Here is a 20,983-nt window from a genome sequence, read left to right on the forward strand (position 1 = left end):
ACCGGGCGCAGGATCGACGGAGGAGGTGCGCCGTGGCCGATACGGCGCGCGCCCGCAGGCTCGCGAAGCGCATCGCGCAGATCGTGGCCTCGGGACTGGAATACGAGGTCAAGGACCCGCGGCTGGCGATGGTGACGATCACCGACGCCCGCGTCACCCCGGACCTGCGGGACGCCACGGTCTACTACACCGTGTTCGGCGACGACAGCGACTACGCGTCGACGGCCGCCGCCCTGTCCAGCGCCACCGGCGTGCTGCGGTCCCGGGTGGGGGCGCAGACCGGTGTGCGGTTCACCCCGACGCTCACGTTCGTCGCGGACACCGTGCCGGACGACGCCCGTCGGATGGACGAGCTGGTCGCCCGGGCCAAGGAAGCCGACGCGGAGGTCGCCCGGCTGGCTTCGGGAGCGGAGCACGCCGGGGAGGCGGACCCTTACCGTGCGGCACCGGAGGACACCGCGGATGACGACGCGGAAACCGCAGGTGACGAGCCGTCGAACGGCGAAGATGCCGATCTGCGGCATCGGCCACAGAGTGGTTGAACCGCCCGCGCGGATGCGGTGCGTTGAAGGCGGCACCGCGGTCGTGCGGTGCCGTTCGGCGTGGAGGTGAAGCCTGTGGACGGGCATTCCGGAACCGCCGGTGCGGCGGTACCCACGCCGGATGAGGTGGTGGCCGCCGCGCGGCTGCTCGCCGACGCCTCCGACGTGACGCTGCTCGCGCACGTCAACCCGGACGCGGACGCGTTGGGCAGCGCACTGGCGCTGGGCCGGGCGTTGCGCGCCCGGGGTGCCCGGGTCCGGGTGTCGTTCGGCCACCCCGCCGAGGTACCCGCGTCGCTGCGGATCCTCGACACCGACGGGCTGATCGTGCCCGCCGCCGACGTGCCCGCCGCGGGCCCGCTGCTGGTGGTGTGCGACGCGGGCAGCCTGCAGCGGCTGGGCGCGCTCGCCGACCGGGTCCGGAGCACCATCGACGCGGGCGGCTCGGTCCTCGTCATCGACCACCACGTGGCGAACCCGCGGTTCGGCACCCACCACGTGATCGACGAGACGGCCGTGGCGACGGTCGTGCTGGTGCTGCGGCTGCTCGACGAGCTCGGTGCCCCGCTGGACCTGCCGATGGCGCGCTGCCTGTACGCGGGGCTGGTCACCGACAGCGGCCGGTTCCGGCGGGCCACCCCGGCCACCCACCTGATGGCGGCGCGGCTGCTGGAAGCCGGGGTCGACCCGGACGCGCTGACCCGCTCGCTGATGGACACCCACCCGTTCGCCTGGCTGCCGATGCTCTCGGACGTGCTGGGCCGGGCCGCGCTGGAACCGGCGGCGGCGCAGGGGCTGGGGCTGGTGCACGCGGAGGTGCGGCTCGCGCAGTCCGCGGAGGTGCGCAGCGAGGAGCTCGACGGCGTGATCGACATCGTGCGCACCACGGCGGAGGCCGAGGTGTCGGTGGTGCTCAAGGAACTCGCCGCGGACCGCTGGTCGGTGTCGCTGCGCGCGGACAGCCGGGTGGACGTCGGCGCGGCCGCGAACCTCTGCGGCGGTGGCGGGCACCGGCTGGCGGCCGGGTTCACCGCCGACGGTTCGGCGGACGACGTGCTCGACTCGGTGCGCGCGGCGCTGGAGAAGGCTCCGCTGCTCGGCTGAGCCGCCGTCAGCCGCCGTCAGCCGCGGCGGCGGGCGCGGAACGCGGCGACGTGCACACGGTTCGCGCAGCGCGCCGAGCAGAACCGCTTCGCCCGGTTGGTCGACGTGTCCAGGAAGTACGTGCCGCACCCCGCGGCTTCGCACCGGCCCCACCGGTCCATGCCGTGCAGCACCACGCCCTGCGCCAGGCCCCAGGCGGCCGCGGCGGCGACCTCGGTGGCGGGCGGGGCGTCCGGTCCCGCGACGTGCACGTGCCACTGCGGGCCGTGCCCGGACAGCCGCGGTCGCGGCGGGTGCCGCTCCAGCAGGGAGTTCACCGCGTCCTGCGCCTGGTCCGCGGCCCCGGCCAGCAGCGCGTCCAGCGCGTCCCGCAGGCCCGCCGCGACCGTGCGCAGCACCGCCAGGTCCTGCTCGTGCACCCGCTCGGACCACCACGGCTCGTCGTGCAGCGCCGCCCGCAGCCGGTCCAGATCGGTGAGGTCGGCGTTCGCGAGCCGCAGCGCCAGCTCCGCGTAATCGGTGCTGTCCATCCGGGCTCCTCGCGGCTAGCCTGCGTCAGGGTCGAAATGCGGTTTCACAGCTTACCGGGAGGGTGTCGTGAGCGAGGTCGCCGAACGGGTTCCGGTGCGGACGGTGCTCGGGCTCGCCGTGCCCGCGCTGGGCGTGCTGGCCGCCGAGCCGCTGTACGTGCTGGTGGACACCGCCGTGATCGGTCACCTCGGCGCGGTGCCGCTGGCCGGGCTCGCCCTCGGCGGAACCCTGTTCACGCTGGTGTCCAGCCAGCTCACGTTCCTGTCCTACGGCACCACCGCCCGCACGGCCCGGCTGCACGGCGCCGGCCGGCGCGCGGACGCCGTCGCCGAAGGGGTGCAGGCCACCTGGCTCGGCATCGCCGTCGGCGTGCTGCTGCTGGTGCTGGCGCAGCTGTTCGCGGTGCCGATCGCGGAGCTGCTCGCCGGGGAAGGGCCCATCGCGGACGCGGCGGCGAGCTGGCTGCGGATCGCACTGCTCGGCGCGCCGCTGGTGCTGATCACGATGGCGGGCAACGGATGGATGCGCGGGGTGCAGGACACCCGGCGCCCGCTGTGGTTCGTGCTCGCGGGCAACGGGACCTCGGCGGTGCTGTGCCCGCTGTTCGTGTACCCGCTCGGCTGGGGGCTGGAGGGCTCGGCGATCGCGAACCTGATCGGCCAGAGCATCGCGGCGGCGCTGTTCCTGCGCGCGCTCGTGGTGGAGCGGGCCGGGATGCGGCCCGATCCGGCGACGATGCGCGCCCAGCTGGGGATGGGGCGGGACCTGGTGCTGCGCACCCTCGCGTTCCAGGCGTGCTTCCTGTCGGCGACCTCGGTCGCCGCCCGCACCGGAGCCGACGCGGCCGCCGCGCACCAGGTGGTGTGGCAGCTGTGGTCGTTCCTGTCGCTGGTGCTGGATTCGCTGGCGATCGCGGCCCAGTCGCTGGTCGGTGCGGCCCTCGGCGGTGGGGCGGCGCAGCGGGCGAAGGGCGTGGCGCGGCAGGTCAGCTGGTACGGGCTCGGGTTCGGGGTGCTGCTGGCCCTGGTGTTCGCGGCGCTCGCCGCGGTGCTGCCGCGGGTGTTCACCAGCGATGCGGCGGTGCTGGCGCAGCTGCCGAACGCGTGGTGGTTCTTCGTGCTCCAGCAGCCGGTGGCCGGAGTGGTGTTCGCGTTGGACGGGGTGTTCCTCGGCGCGGGCGACGCGCGCTACCTGCGCACCGCGACGATGCTCAGCGCCGCCGTCGGCTACCTGCCGCTGATCTGGTTGTCGCTGGCCTTCGGCTGGGGGCTCGCCGGGATCTGGACGGGCCTCAGCCTGTTCATGGTGCTGCGGCTGATCACGTTGCTGCTGCGCGCCAGGTCGGGGAAGTGGGCGGTAATCGGCACGTCACCTGCTTGACGGGTTGCTACCCGCCTCGTTCTGCGGAGGAGTGCGGGTGGCGGAACCTCAGCTGCTTCCTCGCTGCGGGATCGTTTTCACCGGTGGCTCCGCCACAGGAGAAAACGCTGTCCTCGCGAGGAAGCAGCTGAGAACCCGCGGCGGTGCGAGTTGCTCGGGTGGTCGTCTGCTCAGCGGCTTCGCCGCTGACGGGAAAACTGCGCGGCTCATGGCGCGGAGCGGTGATCGGGCGCAGGCGGACTGGGGTGGGCGGGGTCGATGTGGGAGCGGGGGGAGCGGTCGTGGAGTATTGCCAGCCGTGTCCGAGCACTCCCGTACAGCGCGCAACCGTCCCACCGTCCCGCCCGGCCTGCTCGTGGTGGACAAGCCCTCCGGCATGACCTCGCACGACGTGGTGTCCCGCGTCCGCCGCATCATGGGCACCCGCAAGGTCGGCCACGCGGGCACCCTCGACCCGATGGCCACCGGCGTGCTGGTGCTCGGACTGGAACGGGCCACCAAGCTGCTCGGGCACCTGGCGCTGGACACCAAGGCGTACCTGGCGACGATCCGGCTCGGCGCCACCACCAGCACCGATGACGCCGAAGGCGAGATGTGGTCGCGGACCGACCCGTCCGGGGTGACCGAGCAGGCCGTGCGGGACGGCATCGCCGAGCTCACCGGGGACATCCAGCAGGTGCCGAGCTCGGTGAGCGCGGTGAAGGTCAACGGCAAGCGCGCCTACGAACTGGCCCGCGAGGGCAAGGAGGTGGAGCTGGCCGCCCGGCCGGTCACCGTCTCCCGGTTCGACCTGCTCGCGCTGCGCGCACCGGCCGAGCCCGCCGATGAGCCGGACGAGGAGCGGTTCGTCGAGCTGGACGTGCTCGTCGAGTGCTCCTCCGGCACCTACGTGCGCGCGCTGGCCCGCGATCTCGGCGCCCGGCTCGGCGTCGGCGGCCACCTCGGCGAGCTGCGCCGCACCCGGGTCGGCCCGTTCGGCCTGGCCACCGCCCGCACCCTCGACCAGCTGGAAGCGGAGCCGGGCCTGTCGATGGACCTGGACCGGGCGATCGCCACCGCCTTCGCCCGGCACGACACCGACGCGGTCACCGTCCGCGCCCTCATGCACGGCCAGACCATCCCGGCGACCGGCGTCGCGGGCACCTGCGGCGTGTTCGGACCCGACGGCCGGGCGGTAGCGCTGGTGCAGGACCAGGGGCGGACCGCGCGACCCGTGCTGGTGCTGACCCCGGCGGGCTGAACGGCCGATCCGGAGGCAACCAGTAGGCTTGCCAGCCGTGCAGCGTTGGCGCGGTTTGGAGCAGCTCCCGGGCGGTTGGGGCCGGTGCGTCGTCACCATCGGCGTCTTCGACGGGATCCACCAGGGACACCAGCAGTTGATCACGCACGCGGTGCGGGCGGCGCGCGAGCGCGGCATCCCCTGCGTGCTGATGACCTTCGACCCGCACCCCGCGGAGGTGGTGCGGCCCGGCAGCCATCCCGCCCAGCTGACCACGCTGCGGCGGCGCGCGGAACTGGCCGAGCAGCTCGGCGTGGACGTGTTCTGCGTGCTGCCGTTCACCGCGGAGCTGTCCCGGATGCCCGCCGACGAGTTCGTGCACGAGCTGCTGGTGGACCGGCTGCACGCGGCCGTGGTCGTGGTGGGGGAGAACTTCACGTTCGGCCACCGCGCCGCCGGGAACATCGCGCTGCTCGCGCAGCTGGGGGAGCGGTTCGGGTTCGAGGTGGCCTCGGACCGGCTGCTCAGCGGCACCACCGAGCGCGCCGACGGGCCCTCGGACGCGCCGGTGACGTTCTCCTCGACCTACATCCGCTCCTGCATCGACGCCGGGGACGTGGTGGCCGCGGCGTCCGCGCTGGGCCGCTATCACCGGCTGGAGGGCATCGTGGTGCGCGGCGCCGGGCGCGGCGGCAGCGAGCTCGGCTTCCCGACCGCGAACCTGTCCAGCCCGGAGCACTCCGCGATCCCCGCCGACGGCGTGTACGCGTGTTGGTTCACCCACCGGCGCCGCGGCTCCACCGGCCCGGGCGAGACGCTGCCTGCGGCGGTGTCGGTGGGCAGCAACCCGACGTTCTCCGGTACGGAGCGGACGGTGGAGGCGTTCGTGCTCGATGTGGACGCCGACTTCTACGGGGAACACGTGGGGCTGGACTTCGTGCGCAGGCTGCGCGGGATGGAGCGCTACGACTCGGTGGAAGCGCTGATCGAGCAGATGGATCAGGACGTCGTGGACACTCGTGAGATCCTCGGTGCTCGTGGCTGATCGACCCGCTGGGGGCGGGCGAAATCACCGAACCGGTCCGGTGCGGCGCGATGGCCTGGCAGTATTCAGTACCGCCCGCTCGGGGGAACGTTCCGGCGGCGGCGATCTACTGTGGTACCTGGGGAGCTGAGGTGGCGGAGCACAAGAGCGTCCAGCGCAATCTGGCGCTGCAACGCGAGTGGTACGGCGAGCCGTTGGGCGATCGGGTTCGGCGGCTCGTGGTGGCGTTCCGGATCTCGCAGGCCCAACTCGCCGAGGTCCTCGGCATCAGCGCGCCGATGCTCAGCCAGGTGATGAGCGGCCGCCGCGCCAAGATCGGGAACCCGTCGGTGCTGGCCAGGCTGGTGATGCTGGAGCGCAAGGTGCTCGTGCCGGGCGTGGCCGCGGGCGAGTCGGAGGCGATCCAGGCGGCGCTGGCGGACGTGCGCGATTCCAAGCCGTCGGTCGGCCGGGACACGCTGCCGGTGATGGCGGTGAACGGCGAAGAAGTGGCCTGGCCGGTGCTGCGCGGTGCGGCGAAGCCGAGCGAGCTGGAGGCCGCGGCCGCCCTGATCGACGGCCGCTACCCGGAGCTGGCCGGCCTGCTGCGCCGCGCGGCCACCGGCGAACCGGCCTGACCGGCCGCTCCCGCGCTCGCGGGATCGCTGCGACACTGCGCCGGTGAGCGAAGACCTGGCGCGGCGAGGACCGGAGCGCGAAGCCCCGGGCGGCGGAGGTGCCGAACCGGCGGCCCGAGCTCCGGCGGCCGATGGCACCGAATCGATGGCCCGAGCTCCGGCGGCGGACGGCACCGAGCCGGTGGACGAGGTCGGTGCGGAGCACCCGCCGCCGCGGCTGTTCACCGCGGTGTGGCCGCCCGCGGCGGCGGTCGAGCACCTCGCCGCCGCGCTCGGCGAGCTCCCGTCCCGGCAGGTGGAGCGGCTGCGGCGCTTCCGCCGCACGCCTCCCCGGCAGTGGCACGTGACGCTGCGCTTCCACGGGCCCGCCGATCCGGCGCCACTCGCGGCCGAGCTGGACCGGCGGGTGCCCGCCGCGGGCCCGGCTCCCCGGCTGCGGCTGGCCGGCGCGGGCACCTTCCGCGGGGTGCTGTGGATCGGAGTCGAGACCGCCACCGATGCCGACACGCGCGGGCTGCACGAGCTGGTGCGGATCGCGGGCGGGGACCCCGGCGGGTTCCGGGCACACCTCACCGTCGCCCGGTGGAACGCGGGACTGCCGGACCCGGCACGGCTGATCGGGCCGCTCAGCGGCTATGCCGGACCGTGGTGGGACGTCGCGGAGGTCGCGCTGGTGCGCAGCGACCCCGGGCCGTCCGGGGCGCGGTACCGCGCGCTGCACGCGGTCCCGGTGCCACGCCGGGCGGCGGGGGACCAGGGTGGACCGCTCGGCTCCTGATATCCTGAACGCGGATCCGGCTGTAGTCCGTGGCGGCCGGATCCGGTGTGCCGTTACCCGGCGTGCACGCGAACCGCGTGCCCGTGCCCAGCGCGACCGCGTCCAGCGTGACCGCGACCAGTGACCGTGACCAGCCCGCACCTCGTGGGGGCACCGGTCCGGGACTCCGGCCGGCGCAGCCGCTCCGGCGGCCGCGCGATCGGTCCGGAACCGGGGGAGCGGAACTCGGGGACAGCTCCCGGCGACCTGGTTTCCAGGTCGCGTCCGGGATTCGGGGTGACGATCTCCGGTGTGGACCGCCCGGGGCGCGCGACGTGGCGATGGCCGTGAGTCGTGTCCGGAGCGTTCCGCGCCCGGTGCTCATCCCGGCTCCGAGCCCGCGACCGGCGCACCAGCAGCACTTGACACGGCACGCGAAACAAGGAGAGTCAGTCGTGGCGCTGTCCACCGCGCAGAAGAAGCAGATCCTGGCCGACTACGGTCTGCACGAGTCCGACACCGGTTCGGCGGAGGCCCAGGTGGCCCTGCTGACCAACCGGATCTCGGGCCTGACCGAGCACCTCAAGCAGCACAAGCACGACCACCACTCGCGTCGTGGCCTGCTGCTGATGGTCGGTCGTCGCCGCCGGCTGCTGAACTACCTGACCAAGGTCGACATCGAGCGCTACCGCTCGCTGATCCAGCGGCTCGGTCTGCGTCGTTGACCTACGTCGGGGGAGCGTTCCACAGTGGAGCGCTCCCCCGATGCACAACCGAACGCATCAAGACGGGCCGCTAGGCCCGCGCACGATCCGGGTCCACGCCCACGGCGGGTCATCATCCGCCGGTCCTCGGTAGTGGCCCCCGGGCGCACCCCGCCCGGTGGCTTCGATCGATGACCGGCCTCGTCGGAAAGATTCCCCCGCACGACCGTGGACCCCTGAAACTAGGAGTTCCACTTGACACAGGCCCACAACGTCGACGAAGGCGTCTACGAAGCGACCGCGGTGCTGGACAACGGTGCCTTCGGCACCCGCGAGGTCCGGTTCGAGACCGGTCGGCTGGCCAAGCAGGCCGCGGGCAGCGTCGTCGCCTACCTGGACGACGACACCATGCTGCTGTCGGCCACCACGGCCTCGAAGCACCCCAAGGACAACCTCGACTTCTTCCCGCTGACGGTGGACGTCGAGGAGCGGATGTACGCCGCGGGCCGCATCCCCGGCTCGTTCTTCCGCCGCGAGGGTCGTCCCTCCACCGACGCGATCCTGACCTGCCGGTTGATCGACCGGCCGCTGCGCCCGTCCTTCGTGGACGGCCTGCGCAACGAGATCCAGGTCGTGGTCACGGTGATGAGCCTGGACCCGAAGGACCCGTACGACGTGCTCGCCATCAACGGCGCGTCCGCCTCCACCCAGCTGTCCGGCCTGCCGTTCTCCGGCCCGGTCGGCGGCACCCGGATGGCGCTGATCGACGGGCAGTGGGTGGCCTTCCCCACCTACGAGCAGCTCGAGCGCGCGGTGTTCGACATGGTCGTCGCCGGTCGCATCGTCGGTGACGACGTCGCGATCATGATGGTCGAGGCCGAGGCCACCGACAAGACGATCGACCTGGTCGGCCAGGGCGCCCAGGCGCCCACCGAAGAGGTCGTCGCCGCCGGTCTGGAGGCCGCGAAGCCGTTCATCCGCACCCTGTGCCAGGCCCAGCAGGCGCTGGCCCAGGCCGCGGGCAAGGCGACCGCCGAGTACCCGCTGTTCCCCGCCTACCAGGACGACGCCTACAGCGCCGTCGAGGGCGCCGTCTCCGCCGACCTGGCACAGGCGCTGTCCATCGCGGGCAAGCAGGAGCGCGAGAGCCGGCTCGACGAGATCAAGCAGGTCGCGCTGGAGAAGGTCGGCATCGAGGAGGGGCAGCCCTTCGCCGGCCGCGAGAAGGAGATCGGCGCGGCGTTCCGCTCGCTGACGAAGAAGCTGGTCCGCCAGCGGATCATCACCGAGAAGGTCCGCATCGACGGCCGCGGCCTCACCGACATCCGCAGCCTCTCCGCCGAGGTCGGCGTGGTGCCGCGGGCGCACGGCTCGGCCCTGTTCGAGCGCGGCGAGACCCAGATCATGGGCGTCTCCACGCTGAACATGCTGCGGCTGGAGCAGACGATCGACTCGCTCGGTCCGGAGACCAGCAAGCGGTACATGCACCACTACAACTTCCCGCCGTTCTCCACCGGTGAGACCGGTCGCGTCGGCAGCCCGAAGCGCCGCGAGATCGGCCACGGCGCGCTGGCCGAGCGGGCGCTGCTGCCGGTGCTGCCCACGCGCGAGGAGTTCCCCTACGCGCTGCGGCAGGTCTCCGAGGCGCTGGGCTCCAACGGCTCCACCTCGATGGGCTCGGTCTGCGCCTCGACGCTGTCGCTGCTCAACGCCGGTGTGCCGCTGAAGGCGCCGGTCGCGGGCATCGCGATGGGCCTCGTCTCCGACGACGTCGACGGCAAGACGCACTACGTGGCGCTGACCGACATCCTCGGTGCCGAGGACGCCTTCGGCGACATGGACTTCAAGGTCGCGGGCACCAAGGAGTTCGTGACCGCGCTGCAGCTGGACACCAAGCTGGACGGCATCCCGTCCGAGGTGCTGGCGCAGGCGCTGGGCCAGGCCAGGGACGCCCGGTTCACCATCCTGGAGGTCATGGCCGAGGCCATCGGCACCCCGGACGAGATGAGCCCGCACGCTCCGCGCGTCACCTCGGTCTCGATCCCGGTCGACAAGATCGGCGAGGTCATCGGGCCGAAGGGCAAGATGATCAACTCGATCACCGAGGAGACCGGCGCCGAGATCACCATCGAGGACGACGGCACCATCTACGTCGGTGCGGCCGACGGCCCGTCCGCGGAGGCCGCGATCGACAAGATCAACGCCATCGCGAACCCGCAGCTGCCGAAGGTCGGCGAGCGCTTCCTGGGCACCGTGGTCAAGACCGCGGCGTTCGGCGCGTTCGTCTCGCTGCTGCCGGGCAAGGACGGCCTGGTGCACATCTCCAAGCTGGGCCAGGGCAAGCGCATCGGCAAGGTCGAGGACGTCGTCAACGTCGGCGACAAGCTGCGCGTCGAGATCGCCGACATCGACAACCGCGGCAAGATCAGCCTGATCGTCGTCGACGAGGAGGCCGACAAGGCCGGCTCGGACGAGCAGGCCGACGCCGAGGCCCCGGCGGAAGCCCCCGCCGAGTGACCTCATGACGCGATGAGATCGGGTCCGCCCGATCATCGGCAGCGAAGCGGCCCGCCCCGGAGAGCACGTCCGGGGCGGGCCGTATCGTGTGGCAGGGCGAACGGCGACGAGACCCGGGGACGATGAAGCAGAACCAGACGCGAGCGGGACATCTCCAGCGGCCCGGAACCACCCGGGTGCTGGCCACCAGCGGAGCCGAATCGGTGCGGCGCACCGTGCTCCCCGGCGGGCTGCGAGTGGTGACCGAGGAGATCCCGGGCGTCCGGTCCGCCTCCGTCGGCATCTGGGTCGGCGTCGGCTCGCGCGACGAGACCAGGCCGCAGGCCGGGGCCGCGCACTACCTGGAGCACCTGCTGTTCAAGGGCACCGCCCGGCGCACCGCCGTGGACATCGCCCAGGAGATCGACGCGGTGGGCGGGGAGCTCAACGCGTTCACCTCCAAGGAGCACACCTGCTACTACGCGCACGTCCTCGACGAGGACCTGCCGCTGGCCGTGGACATGCTCTGCGACGTCGTGTTCGACGCGGTCAACGCCGCCGCCGACGTCGAAGTGGAACGCAGCGTCGTGCTCGAGGAGATCGCGATGCGCGACGACGACCCCGAAGACCTGCTGCACGAGCTGTTCGCCGAAGCGGTGCTCGGCGACCACCCGCTGGGCCGCTCGGTGCTGGGCACCGAGGAATCCATCACCGAGATGACCCGCGGCCGGGTGCACGGGTTCTACCGCCGCAGCTACGCGCTGCCGAAGATGGTGATCGCCGTCGCGGGCAACGTCGAGCACGGCAAGGTGCTGCGGCTGCTGCGCAAGGCCGTCGGGGACCGGTTGCAGGGCGAGGACGCGCCCGCGCCGCCGCGCACCGGCCGCACCCGGCTGCCCAAGCAGCAGCCGCTCGTGCTGGAGCACGACGACACCGAACAGGCCCACCTGCTGCTGGGCTGCCGCGCGCTGCACCGGCACGACGACCGCCGGTTCGTGCTCGGCGTGCTCAACGCCGCGCTGGGCGGCGGCATGAGCTCCCGGCTGTTCCAGGAGGTGCGCGAGCAGCGCGGCCTCGCCTACTCCGTCTACTCGGCGGCGACCTCGTACGCCGACGCGGGCACCTTCTCGGTGTACGCGGGCTGCCAGCCGGACCGGCTCGGCGAGGTCACCATCGTGATCCGGGACGTGCTCGAATCGGTCGCCGCCGACGGGCTCAGCGCCGACGAGGTCGCGCGCGGGCGCGGGCAGCTGCGCGGCGGGCTGGTGCTCGGCCTGGAGGACACCGCGTCCCGGATGAGCCGCATCGGCAAGAGCGAGTTGAACTACGGGCGGCACCTCAGCGTCGAGGACACCCTCGCCCGCATCGACGCGGTCACCGCCGAGGACGTGGCGGAGCTCGCCGCGGACCTGTTGCGCCGCCCGCTGACCACCGTCGTCGTCGGGCCGTACGAGAACGTCGAGGACCTGCCGGAATCCGTTCGCCGGCCGGAGCACACCAGAAAGGCGGCACGTTCGTGACTTCCCTGGAAACCCCCGTCGCATCCCCGGTGCGGGTCGGCGTGCTCGGTGCCCGCGGCCGGATGGGCTCCGAGGCGGTGCGCGCGGTCGGCGAGGACCCCAGCACCGAACTGGTCGCCTCGATCAACCGGGAAGACCCGCTGCAGCTGCTCGTCGACTCCGGCGCGCAGGTCGCCGTGGACCTCACGCACCCCGACTCGGTGCTGGCGAACGTGCGGTTCTGCGTGGAGAACGGCATCCACGTCGTCGTCGGCACCAGCGGGCTCGGCACGGCTGAGCTGCAGAACATCGGCTCGCTGCTCGCCGAACACCCGCAGGTGGGGGTGCTGGTGGCGCCGAACTTCGCGCTCGGCGCGGTGCTGTCGATGAAGTTCGCCGAGGTTGCCGCCCGGTTCTTCGAATCGGTGGAGATCGTCGAGCTGCACCACCCGAAGAAGGCCGACGCGCCGTCCGGGACCGCCGCCCGCACCGCCGAGGTCATCGCGCAGGCCCGCGAGTCCGCGGAGCTGGACCCGGCGCCGGACGCCACCACCAAGGAGCTCGACGGCGCGCGCGGCGCGAAGGTCGACGGCGTCCCGGTGCACTCGATCCGGATGGCCGGGCTCGTCGCCCACCAGGAGGTGCTGTTCGGCACCGAAGGGGAGACGTTGACCATCCGGCACGACTCCTACGACCGGCGCTCGTTCATGCCCGGCGTGCTGCTGGCGGTCCGCGAGGTCGGCGGGCGGCCGGGGCTGACCGTGGGCCTCGAATCCGTGCTGGGGCTGTGAATGTCCGAGGGTGAGCGGCGGCGCGGGCTCGGGCCGCGCACGGCGGCGTTCGTGCTGGCCGCGGTGCTGCTGGTGTACCTGGTGCTGATGGGCGGCCGGGCGGTCACGATGATCGTCACGGGGCGCCCGGTGTTCGTGGTGCTCGGCGTGGCGGTCTTCGTGCTGCCGGTGCTGGGCGCGCTGCTGGTGGTGGACCAGCTGCGCTTCGGCGCCGGCACCGAACGGCTCGCGCGGCAGCTGCACGACGAGGGCGCGCTGCCGGACGTCTCGCACCTGCCGCGCCGTCCTTCCGGACGCGTCGAGCGGGAGGCCGCCGACGCCTGGTTCGACGAGAAGCAGGCCGAGCTGGAGGCCTCCCCGGGCGATTGGCGGTGCTGGTTCGCCGTGGCGCAGGCCTACGACTTGGCGGGCGACCGCAACCGGGGGCGCAAGGCGATGCGCCGGGCGATCGAACTGCAGCGCGGGGATGCGGACGCGGAACGGTAGATCGTCCGGACCAGCCGCGGTACCTGCTTTCGGGTGATCGTCGGGTTCCTCCGTTGAATTCCGCAGGTCCGAACCGCGTGGATCTCACGGTTTGGGCGCTTAGTTGACACCGCGTACAGTTGCGCCGCATGATCTAGCGCATGTCCAGGTTCGCCTCTCTGGTGGTCCGCTTGCACGTGGATTTGCAGCACCAGTCCAGCGCCCTCTGTCGTAGTCTCTGATCGGCCGCACCGCCGCCGCGAAGACAATGCGCGCATCGAATTCCGCTCGCTCGCGCCTGCGCTGAGCAGTGAATTCCGCTGGTGCCCGCCCGGCCGCTGCGACGGCCTCCGGGGTCGAAGCAATTCCCCCCCCCGAATTCCCCGTTCCATTCCTCCCGCGGGCGATGCCGCCTGTCGTGCACCGGATCGCGCGATGTCGAATCCGGCGACCGGGTGTGCCCTGAATCGGTTTCGGCTCGCGCCGAATTCCGGAAAACCGGTTCTGGGGACACGCGTGTCCGAAACCGATCGCATTCGAATCCAGCACCAGAACGACATCCAGCGCCAGAACGAATCCGCACGAGAAGAACGGTTGCCGAGACCTTGGTGGAACCGAGATGGAGACCGGAGAGAAGATGAGAACCCCCTCGCGCGCATGGCGGAAGGGACTGACCGGAGCGGCCGCTGCGCTGCTCGCGGTCGGCGCCATCACGCTGCCCGTCGGTGGAACCGACGCCTACGCCGACGTGCAGGTCACCACGCAGCAGGTGCCCGGAGCCGACGGCAAGAACTACACCGTCACCAACCACGTCGTCAGCAGGACCGCCACGAAGGCCGCCGACGGCAAGCGCAAGGAATGGCTGCTGGTGTGGGCCGGTGACGAGAACATCGCCGACACCGCCGTCAAGGACGTCAAGGGCCTGCCCGGATCGCTCGGCGACGGCCTCGGCAAGGTGAAGAACGCCCTGCCCGGACCGGACTTCCTCGCCGTCATCGACGCCACCAAGGGCTCCGAGACCTACGGCGAGGTCGTCAACACCGCCACCGTCGGGCCGCTGGTGGAGAACGAGCCGCACCACATGCAGTACGTGTGGCACAAGGGCGACACCATCTTCGCCGGTGCGCTGTTCCTCGGCGCCACCTACGCGTTCGACGTCACGAAGCTGCCGAACCTGGAGCTCAAGGGCGTCAGCCTGCCCACCCAGACCCTCGGCGGCTCCGTCCCCGACGCGTACTGGACGCTGTCCGACGGCACCTCCTACGGGACCTACATGGGCGGTCCCGTCGTGCCCGGCCCGTACCGCTACGACGACGGATCGGTGCACGTCGGCAACGGGTTCGCCGGCAGCCCCGGGGAGGTCGTCCGGTTCGACCCGAACGGCAAGGTGCTGTCCCAATCGCCCGCGGCGACCCCGCAGGGCGACGACCCGAAGCTGTGCGACAACCTCCCGCAGCTCGGGAAGCCCACCTGCGCCAACCCGCACGGCATCCAGGCCCGCGAGGACCTGAACACGCTGATCACCAGTGACTACGCGGAACCGCGCAACATCATCCTGGACCCGGTCAAGCAGCCCTCGCCGTACCTGCGGCGGCCGACCGTGCGCACCTGGGACATCTCCGACCGCAACCACCCGAAGCTGCGGGCCGTGTCCTACCTGCCGGACGGGCCGCGCGCCGATCCCGCGGACCCGCTGCACTCCGAGAGCCGCGCCGTGATGGAGACGACCGTCACCAACCTGCCCGGCCACAAGGGAGCGTTCGCCGAGACCATGCAGGGCGGCGCGGTGTTCTACACGCCGGACATCACCGCGCCCGCGCCCCGCTGGACGCAGGTCTTCGACGACGGGCAGGCGCTCAAGGCCATCGACCCGGCCAACAACGACGCCCGCGGCGGCAGCTCCAACGGCGGCTGGATCCAGACCAGCCCCGACGACAAGTTCCTGTACCGCGCGGTGCAGGGGCGGCAGAAGGGCGCGCTCGGCCCTGACGACCCCGGCTCCACCGGCGGCGTCTACACCCTCGACATCTCCAAGATCGTGGCCGCCGGGAACGACTTCCAGTGCACCATCGACACCGTCGAGAAGGCCGAGAACGGCGGCGGGCAGGACTGCCCGACGCTGGCCGGCGCGGCCCCCATCAACCCCGGGCAGCCGGGCGCGGGACCGCACTGGGGCGCCTACGACAACTTCACCGAAGGCGCCGACGGACGTTACGAGGAGACCAAGCAGCCCAGCAGGCTCGCGGTGTCCAACTACTTCGTCGCCCGCTCCGGGCTCGACGGCGACCACAAGGTCAACATGGTCGACCTCGCGCCCGACGGGAAGGTCGCCGTGGACGAGTCCTTCAAGGACGAGGTGACCGGTGAGACCGGGATCAACTTCAACCGGGAGCGCTGGCCGCACGGGCCGTTCGGCAACGCGAAACCGCACTCCGAACTGTTCGTCGTCGCCGACGAGGACCTGAAGTAACCCCGCGCCGCCGGGCGGATCCCCCGCGGACCCGCCCGGCGGCTCCTCCCGGAATCCCGGGACCCTCCCGCATTCGTTCGTAGTGAGGATCGCGATGGACATGAGCGGTATGCACCCCGGCACCGGAGTGACCGGAGTGGACGCCGCGGGGCTCGTGCTGCGGGTGCTGCTGCTCGGCGGCACCGTCGTCGCCGCCGGGCTCGGGCTGCTGCGCCCCGCCGTGCGCGGCACCGGACGCGCCACCACGTGGACCGCGTGGGCGGCCGCCGCGGTGGGCGCGGTCGCCGCGGTGCTGTCGATCCCGCTGCTCGACATCAACGCGCCCGTCGCCGTCGTGCACGCGGTGCTGCTGCTCGCGCTGCCGATCGCGCTGCGCGCGCCCACTCCCGCCGCCTACCTCGGGTTCGCGCTCACCGCGCTCGTCGTCGTGGAGAGCGCGCTCGGGCACTCGCCCGCCGAATTCCTCATCACCACCCTCGTCACCGCCACCGCCGTCACCTGGCTCGGGCTCGCCGGATTCGCGCTCACCCTGCCCGCCGAGCGGCGGCCCGAAGGCGGGCTGCGGCTGCGGCCGCTGGCGATCGTGCTCGCCGTGGTGCTGCTCGCCGCCGCGGTGGCGCAGCTGGTGCTCACCGGCATCGCGGACCGGCGGCTGTTCGGCGGGCTCGGTGCCGTGCTGCTGCTGATCGCGCTGTCCGCGCTCGCCGCGGGCGGTGTCGTGCTGCTGCTGCGGCGCGGTGATCCGTGGCGGACCTACCGGATCGGGGCGGTCGCCGTCGCCGCCGCCTTCGCCGCCTGGACCGTGCTGCCCGGCATCCCGGCGCCCGGCGAACTCCCGCTGCCGGGCGTGCCGCGGCTCGCGCACGCCACCGTCGGCGCGCAGGACGTGCCGGTGCTCGTCACCCCGCACCGGCCCGGCAAGAACCTGGTGCACCTGCCCGAGAGCGCGGGCGACGACTTCACCGTCGACGCGGGTGGTGGCCCGGTGCGCGCCGTCGCCCGGCCCGGCACCTCCGGCACCTGGGCCGAAGTGGACCTGCCCGCCGGGCGCGGCGAACTCGCGCTGCACGGGTCCGGTGACGCCACCGGTGACGTCGAGGTGGACACCGGCAACGGGCCCGGGCTGCCCGCCGCCACCTCCGCCGACGGGCCGGAATGCGCGAGCACCGCGCTCGCCGGACTCGTCGCCGAGCAGCGCGCGCCGCTCGACGGCTGCCCCGCCGACTCGCTGTCCGAGCAGGACGCGGCCGCGCTGCGCATCCTCGTCGGCTACGTCCAGCGCAACGGGGCGCCCGGCATCACCGTCCTCGGCGACGACTCGCCCCGATCCCGCGCCGCCGCCGACGTCGTCCGCGACGCCGCACGGCAGGCGGAGCTGCCCGTCGGCGACCGGCCGGCGCCCGACAACGCCCTCGTGCTCGTCGGCGGCTGGACCGACGCGGCCCGGCGCCTCGACACCGTCGCGGCGACCCAGCACACCGCGCCCACCTACGCCTACGGCGTGCACCTCGCGCCCTGGCTGCTGCACAGCCCCGTCACCACCGGCATCGCCAGTTCCGCAGTGCCGTTGCGGTTCGACCCCCGCGAATACCGCTCCCTGGAATACGGCATGGCCCTGGCCACGTCGTTCGGCGGCGAACCGCCGTCCGTCGCCGGATTCCACACCTGGCTCGCCGCCCGCGGGCAACGCGCGCACGACCCCGTCGTGATCTACGCCTCCGCGCAGGTCGACGCGATGCAGATGGACATGCCCGGCATGCGTGGCGGAATGCACGGTTCCGAACCCGCCGGTCAGTGGGTTCCGCATGGCACCGTGGTCGCGGTCTCCGGGCCGCTGGCCCCCTGAACCGCCACCGGCCCCCGAAACGAGGAGCGAACGACATGTCCATAGTGGACACCGCTGAAGAACCCAGAACACCCGCACCACCCGCACCGCAGGCACCGCCCGCCCGGCCCGGCGTCGTCACCATCGGCGTCCTGCTCGCCGCCGTCGTCGGCCTCGCCGTCATCAGCGCAGCCGGCTGGAAGCTCGCCGTGCTCTACGTCGTCGGCCTCGCCCTCGGCGGCGTGCTGTTCCACTCCCGGTTCGGGTTCACCTCCGCCTGGCGGCAGCTCGTCGCCGTCGGACAAGGACGTGCGCTGCGCGCGCACATGCTGATGCTCGCCATCGCCTGCGTGCTGTTCGCCGCCATCCTCGGCACCGGCGCCGGGCTCTCCGGTGCCCCGGAAGGGACCGTGGCGCCCGCGGGATTCGGCGTGGTCCTCGGCTCGTTCCTGTTCGGCGTCGGCATGCAGGTCGGCGGGTCCTGCGCCTCCGGCACCCTGTTCGCCGTCGGCAGCGGGCAGACCGCGATCCTCTACACCCTCGGCGGGTTCATCGCCGGATCCGTACTCAGCGCCTTCCTCACCCCGTGGATCAGCGCGTTGCAGAAGACCGGACCCACCGTGTCCTTCGCGGACACCCCGCTCGGCTACCCGGGCGCGCTGTTGATCTCGCTGCTCATCATCGGAGCGGTCGTCGGCGTGTCACTGCTCGTCGAACGACGCCGCACCCCGCCGCCGATCGAAGCGCCGCCCACCGCGCAGGGGCTGCTGCGGGTGCTGCGCGGGTCCTGGCCGCTGTGGGTCGGGGCGCTGCTGCTGGCCGGGCTGAACGCGCTCACCCTGTTCATCTCGGGCGGGCCGTGGGGCATCACCTCCGCGTTCGGGCTGTGGGGCGCGAAGTTCCTCGGCTGGATCGGCGTCGACATCTCCGGGGCGCCGTTCTGGGCCGTGCCGGAGAACGCCGCGAAGCTCGACGCGTCCGTGCTCGCCGACAAGATCTCGGTGATGGACTTCGGCATCATGATCGGCGCCCTCGTCGCCTCCGCCGCGGCCGGCGCGTTCGTGCTGCACCGGCGCATCCCGTGGCGGCTCGCCGTCGGCGCCGTGCTCGGCGGAATCCTGATGGGGCTCGGGGCGCGGCTCGCCGGTGGCTGCAACATCGGCGCCTACTTCTCCGGCATCGCTTCGTTCAGCCTGCACGGCTGGCTGTGGGGCGTCGTCGCCATCATCGGGACCTACGCGGGACTGCTGCTGCGGCCGCTGTTCGGGCTGGGCAACCCGAAGCCCACCGACTCGGTCTGCTGATCCGCCCGCGCGGTGGTGATTCGCCGCGGGGCGCTGGACTTCCCGCCGGAGCGGCGGGATGGAGAGAAACGAGGAGAAGCACCATGTCGAAGAACCTCGCCAGGCTGACGGCCGCGACCGTCACCAGCCTCGCCCTGCTCGGGCTCGGCGCCGGAGCCGCGCAGGCCGACCCGCCGTCGATCTGGGTGATCCCCGGCGTCGACGCGGGCGGGCTGCTCAGCCCCACCGTTGGGCTGCCCACCGCCGCGCTGAACCCGGTCGTGGGGTTGCTCGACGCGCTCAGCTGATCCGCAGGCCGAGTTTCGGCTGGTCGGGATGTGGCTGATTCGGCCTCGGTCGGTCCGGTTCGTGCTGGTCCGGCAGCAGGTGAATCAGCTCCAGCCGGTCCGGTTCGCCGGGCCGGTTCCAGGTGATCCGGCATCGGCCGATCCGGTACCAGCTGGTCCGGTTCCAGGTGATCGAGCTCCAGCCGGTCCAACACGAGCTGGTTCGGCACCGGCTGATCGTCGCCGGCTGATTCCGAGCCAACTGATCCGGCTCGTGCTGATCCGGCACCGAGTTGATCCAGCTCCAACTGATCCAGCTCCAACTGATCCAGCGCCAACTGATCCAGCGCCAGCCGATCCGGCTCGTGCCGATCCACCACCAGCTGATCCGGCGCCCGCCGATCCAGTGTCAGCTGATCCGGCGCCAGCTGATCCGGCTCGTGCTGATCCAGCACCAGGTGAATCAGCTCCCGCCGTCCAACACCAGCCGACAGCCCCAACCGATCCGGCACCCGCCGGATCGCCTCAACTGAACCACCGGAGAGGAACACCACTGATGAACAGCACCCTGCGCCGCGGCCTGGCCGCCACCGCGCTCGCCGGAACCGCTCTGCTCGGTTCCGCCACCGCCGCCACCGCCGCCACCGCCGCACCGCAGCCCGCGCCGGAACCGGGCGGCGTCATCATCGTCGACCAGCCCGACACCGGGGACCTGAACAACATCTGGACGTTCGCGCCGTTGGGCGTCCCGGTGCTGGGCCTGCTCGATTCGGTCGCCGCCGTGCCCGGGAAGCTGCTGCCGCAGCCCTGATCGCCATGAGCGCCGAACCGTGCTGTAGGCGAACAGCAGGCGCCGTCGCACCGGACCGACCGCGTGCGGCGGCGTCTGCGCAGTCACGACCGGGCGGTGATGACCGGGCGGTGATGACCGGGCGGTGATGACCGGGCGGTGATGACCGGGCGGTGATGACCGGGCGGTGATGACCGGGCGGTCACGACCGGGCAGTGACGACCAGGCAGTGACGACCGGGCAGTCAGAACCGGGCGGTGATGACCGGGCAGTCACGACCGGGCAGTGACGATCGGGCAGTGACGACCAGGCGGTCACAGCCAGGCGATCATGGCGCCCGGCGCCACCGCCAGCGCCGCGAACCGCACGAAGCGGCCCACCAGGCCGGTCACCAGGAAAGTGCTCAGCGGGACCCGCGCCCATCCGGCGGCCACGCACGTCGCCAGGAACGGCGGCAGGCTCGCCACCGCGCTCAGCAGCAGCACCCCGCCCGTCCACATCGGACGGGTCTGGCAGCCGACGCGGAACCGCTCCAGCCACGCCGCCCAGCGGCCGCGGTGCTCGCCCGGTTCGCTCTTGCGCTGCAGGAAGCGCGGCAACCGGATCACGCCCCGCGCCGCGTAGAAGTACAGCAACTTGCCGCCGATCTGGCCGATCGTCACCACCAGCGCCAGCAGCCACCAAGGCACTTCCGGGCTCTTCACGACCAGGCCGATCACGAAGATCTCCACGCTGATCACCGGGAGAAGTGCGGAAGCCACCGCCATGCCGAAAGCGGTCGCGATCAAGCCGATCGAGGTCAGCACAGGTCCACCCGAACGTCGGAGTGCGGTCCGCCACAGGCTAGCAATGCGTGACCGAGCGCTGACGCTGAACTCGACTTGCGCACCTCCGCTGACGGTGCCCCGCACATCCCGCAAGACCACACCAGGCCCGCACGACCACATCAGACCCGCAAGACCACATCAGGTGAGTGCCCCACCAGCCCTGCCAGCGTGGGCGAGTGGGCCACCCGCCTCCGGGGTCGTGCCGGGTGAGTGGCCCACTAGCCCCGTCGGCTTGGGCGAGTGGGCCATTCACCTTCCTGGTTTGGGCGGGTGAGTGGCCCGTTTGCCTCGTCGGCTCGGGTGAGTGGGCCGTTCACCTTGTTGGTCGAGTCGGGTGAGTGGGTCGCTCGC

At 72.3% G+C, this 20,983-nt stretch carries 20 protein-coding genes; 18 read left to right on the plus strand and 2 right to left on the minus strand.

What is annotated here, in order from left to right; translation table 11 throughout:
• Positions 1-32: 32 nt before the first annotated feature.
• Both rbfA and AC29IT_RS24160 read left to right on the plus strand, forming a co-directional pair.
• The gene (gene rbfA / locus AC29IT_RS24155) at positions 33-542 is read left to right on the plus strand and encodes a 30S ribosome-binding factor RbfA (protein ID WP_358441247.1); all 510 of its coding nucleotides are present in this window, start codon (positions 33-35) and stop codon (positions 540-542) included.
• Positions 543-617: 75 nt separating this feature from the next.
• On the plus strand, positions 618-1,646 hold the full coding sequence (locus AC29IT_RS24160; RefSeq protein WP_488220191.1) for a DHH family phosphoesterase: 1,029 nt from the start codon (positions 618-620) through the stop codon (positions 1,644-1,646).
• Positions 1,647-1,663: 17 nt separating this feature from the next.
• On the opposite strand, the gene AC29IT_RS24165 is transcribed toward AC29IT_RS24160, so the two are convergent.
• On the minus strand, positions 1,664-2,176 hold the full coding sequence (locus AC29IT_RS24165; protein WP_488220192.1) for a CGNR zinc finger domain-containing protein: 513 nt from the start codon (positions 2,174-2,176) through the stop codon (positions 1,664-1,666).
• A 67-nt stretch (positions 2,177-2,243) separates the two neighbouring features.
• On the opposite strand from AC29IT_RS24165, the gene AC29IT_RS24170 reads away from it, so the two are divergent.
• The 16 genes from AC29IT_RS24170 to AC29IT_RS24245 all read left to right on the plus strand — a co-directional run bounded on the left by AC29IT_RS24170 (position 2,244) and on the right by AC29IT_RS24245 (position 19,826).
• Positions 2,244-3,557: an MATE family efflux transporter gene (locus AC29IT_RS24170; protein WP_358441253.1), complete on the plus strand. Its 1,314-nt coding sequence runs from the start codon at positions 2,244-2,246 to the stop codon at positions 3,555-3,557.
• A gap of 298 nt (positions 3,558-3,855) precedes the next feature.
• Positions 3,856-4,797, plus strand: a complete 942-nt coding sequence (gene truB / locus AC29IT_RS24175; protein WP_488220193.1) for a tRNA pseudouridine(55) synthase TruB — start codon at positions 3,856-3,858, stop codon at positions 4,795-4,797.
• Between the two features lie 37 nt (positions 4,798-4,834).
• Positions 4,835-5,821: a bifunctional riboflavin kinase/FAD synthetase gene (locus AC29IT_RS24180; protein ID WP_488220194.1), complete on the plus strand. Its 987-nt coding sequence runs from the start codon at positions 4,835-4,837 to the stop codon at positions 5,819-5,821.
• A gap of 131 nt (positions 5,822-5,952) precedes the next feature.
• Positions 5,953-6,438 carry a helix-turn-helix domain-containing protein gene (locus AC29IT_RS24185; protein WP_358441260.1) on the plus strand — a complete coding sequence of 162 codons (486 nt, stop codon included), beginning with the start codon at positions 5,953-5,955 and terminating at the stop codon, positions 6,436-6,438.
• 43 nt (positions 6,439-6,481) lie between these two features.
• Complete coding sequence (locus AC29IT_RS24190) at positions 6,482-7,216, plus strand: 2'-5' RNA ligase family protein (protein ID WP_488220195.1); 735 nt, start codon at positions 6,482-6,484, stop codon at positions 7,214-7,216.
• 434 nt (positions 7,217-7,650) lie between these two features.
• Positions 7,651-7,920, plus strand: a complete 270-nt coding sequence (gene rpsO, locus AC29IT_RS24195) for a 30S ribosomal protein S15 (RefSeq protein ID WP_358441265.1) — start codon at positions 7,651-7,653, stop codon at positions 7,918-7,920.
• A gap of 234 nt (positions 7,921-8,154) precedes the next feature.
• A complete protein-coding gene (locus AC29IT_RS24200; protein ID WP_488220196.1) occupies positions 8,155-10,416 on the plus strand; it encodes a polyribonucleotide nucleotidyltransferase in 2,262 nt (753 codons plus the stop codon).
• Between the two features lie 122 nt (positions 10,417-10,538).
• The gene (locus AC29IT_RS24205; RefSeq protein ID WP_488220197.1) at positions 10,539-11,915 is read left to right on the plus strand and encodes a M16 family metallopeptidase; all 1,377 of its coding nucleotides are present in this window, start codon (positions 10,539-10,541) and stop codon (positions 11,913-11,915) included.
• Positions 11,912-12,685, plus strand: coding sequence for a 4-hydroxy-tetrahydrodipicolinate reductase (dapB, locus tag AC29IT_RS24210; RefSeq protein ID WP_488220198.1), 774 nt, complete (start codon positions 11,912-11,914; stop codon positions 12,683-12,685). The genes AC29IT_RS24205 and dapB overlap by 4 nt, the downstream gene beginning before the upstream one ends.
• Positions 12,686-13,171: a hypothetical protein gene (locus AC29IT_RS24215; RefSeq protein ID WP_488220199.1), complete on the plus strand. Its 486-nt coding sequence runs from the start codon at positions 12,686-12,688 to the stop codon at positions 13,169-13,171.
• 616 nt (positions 13,172-13,787) lie between these two features.
• Positions 13,788-15,620 (plus strand): hypothetical protein, encoded by a 1,833-nt coding sequence (locus tag AC29IT_RS24220; protein WP_488220200.1) that lies wholly within the window; start codon positions 13,788-13,790, stop codon positions 15,618-15,620.
• 100 nt (positions 15,621-15,720) lie between these two features.
• Positions 15,721-17,466: a DUF6239 family natural product biosynthesis protein gene (locus AC29IT_RS24225; protein WP_488220201.1), complete on the plus strand. Its 1,746-nt coding sequence runs from the start codon at positions 15,721-15,723 to the stop codon at positions 17,464-17,466.
• 35 nt (positions 17,467-17,501) lie between these two features.
• Positions 17,502-18,749, plus strand: coding sequence for a YeeE/YedE family protein (locus AC29IT_RS24230; protein WP_488220202.1), 1,248 nt, complete (start codon positions 17,502-17,504; stop codon positions 18,747-18,749).
• An 83-nt stretch (positions 18,750-18,832) separates the two neighbouring features.
• Positions 18,833-19,036 (plus strand): hypothetical protein, encoded by a 204-nt coding sequence (locus tag AC29IT_RS24235; protein WP_488220203.1) that lies wholly within the window; start codon positions 18,833-18,835, stop codon positions 19,034-19,036.
• A 272-nt stretch (positions 19,037-19,308) separates the two neighbouring features.
• A complete protein-coding gene (locus AC29IT_RS24240) occupies positions 19,309-19,548 on the plus strand; it encodes a hypothetical protein (protein ID WP_488220204.1) in 240 nt (79 codons plus the stop codon).
• 23 nt (positions 19,549-19,571) lie between these two features.
• Positions 19,572-19,826 carry a hypothetical protein gene (locus AC29IT_RS24245; RefSeq protein WP_488220205.1) on the plus strand — a complete coding sequence of 85 codons (255 nt, stop codon included), beginning with the start codon at positions 19,572-19,574 and terminating at the stop codon, positions 19,824-19,826.
• A gap of 293 nt (positions 19,827-20,119) precedes the next feature.
• Here AC29IT_RS24245 and AC29IT_RS24250 read toward each other — a convergent pair whose 3' ends face one another.
• Entirely contained in the window at positions 20,120-20,611 is a 492-nt protein-coding gene (locus AC29IT_RS24250) for a hypothetical protein (RefSeq protein ID WP_358441288.1), read from the minus strand.
• Positions 20,612-20,983 lie beyond the last annotated feature (372 nt).

It is taken from the genome of Saccharopolyspora sp. MMCC62 (genome assembly GCF_057736575.1).